The following is a 1723-nucleotide window of genomic DNA, read 5'->3' on the forward strand; positions in this document are numbered from 1 at the left end:
ATTTTACATCCACATCCTCTTCTCCTTTAGACTCTGCAATCACATACTTGTCCCCCATCTTAACTATAAAGTCAGGGTGGTAATACCTAAGATTTCCATTTGAATCTCTGTATTCCATGAAAAATCCAACCTTTGGCGCATTTTTTGAAAATGCTTTAACGTCGTCTGCAGAATCTAAAAAGCGGGAAAAGTTTACCTCAAGGTCGTTATCGCAAGGAACGTAATTGAAAATGCACTTGTTTGCCTGATAAACTTTCTTTGTCCAGACGAAAGGCTGTGTCTCAGAGATCATTATTCTATCGAATTTACTCGCTTCTCTCTCGGTAAAGGCAAGATCTTTGAGATTCTCTACAAAGATTCTTATGATTCTATTTTCAACTTCTGGATCGCTAATTTGGAACAGAACTCTAGGATCTTCTAAATCAACTACCTGATCGAACAGTTTTCTCTGTATGTAATCCCTCACAATAGGATATAGATCGGCGAACATGTTGGAGAGATTAAGTTCGTTGAGTATCCTTCCGGTGTAATATGCGATTACGCTCTTCACGTCTTGTGGTACAGGTAGATCCCAGTTTCTTTCAACCTGTATTGTTCCGGTGATCATATCTATAGCCTGGTAAGTTGTTTTGAAAACTTTATTCTCTAATTTTATGGAAAGTGACGGAATTTTATCTACTATGTCTTCATTTATCTCGAATTCTCTGACAACTATTGCAGGTGTTAGAATAGGGATTTCTATATCGAATTCTTTTTTATCCATATCAACGAAGATTGTTGTCACATTGATCGGATTTCCAAGGTTCGTGGTACCGAAAGTTATATTTTCGTCCTTTTCCAGCTCTTCTATGATCTGCATCAGTCCTGGTGGACCTATAACCTCCAGAACGTTTACAAAATCCTTCACACTGGCATTCTCGTCCGGAAACATCTTTCTGAGACCTCTTCCAATAACCTGCTCTGGAAGAACATTTCTTTCCGAGGTGTAAGATCGCAGACCGACTATAACATTCACGTTGCGAACGTCCCACCCTTCGTTAAGCATCATAGTACTAACGATAGCATCGTAGATGTTCTCATCACTATCAACGGTCTGAGCAAACTTCCTTGCCTCATCGATGTCTGATTTTACTACTTCCCCTGTACTGTCAGTATGTATTAGAAGAACCTTGCCTGAGAGCTGAGGTAGTGTATCAAGGTACTTCTTTAACTGATCAGCCTGCTTGTTATCAGGACACTGAAAAAATAATATCGGTTTCTTATTTAACTTCGTCAGAGCGTCTTTGTACTCCTGCCATCTCTTGATACCCGCTTCGATCCATGCCCTGTATCGTTCAACAACATTGGTGGATGTTATTTCGGTCGCATTCTGAACCATGCCCTTCAAAGGCCTCTTAACTATGTTCATCTCTATTGCTTCTTTCAGAGTGAAATCTACAATTAGCCATGGGAATAGTGCTCCATTCTCGCCGCGGGGTGTGGCTGAAAAATCCAGTTCAGAATTGAAACCTTTGCCGTATTTTGACTCTAAGGATTTGTGAAGGTCTATAAGAATCTGCTTCCATCTCTTCTCGTAATTGTATATGTGATGTGCTTCGTCCTTCAGGATCATTATGTTAGGTATCCTTTCTAAGACCTCTCTTATTCTGTTCTCCTGCGCAATGTTTGTTCTGTTCACTTCCATTAGGTCAAGTACTTCATCCACGAATTTGTCCGCTTCCTT

1 protein-coding gene is annotated in these 1723 nt (G+C 40.1%); it reads right to left on the reverse strand.

Translation table 11 applies throughout. The features are described 5' to 3' along the window. Positions 1-1705, reverse strand: a 1705-nt coding sequence (locus AMDU4_RS08775; protein ID WP_290704775.1) for a hypothetical protein, incomplete at its 3' end; no start/stop codon positions are given. Positions 1706-1723: the final 18 nt, after the last annotated feature.

This window comes from Ferroplasma sp. Type II (assembly GCF_000496155.1).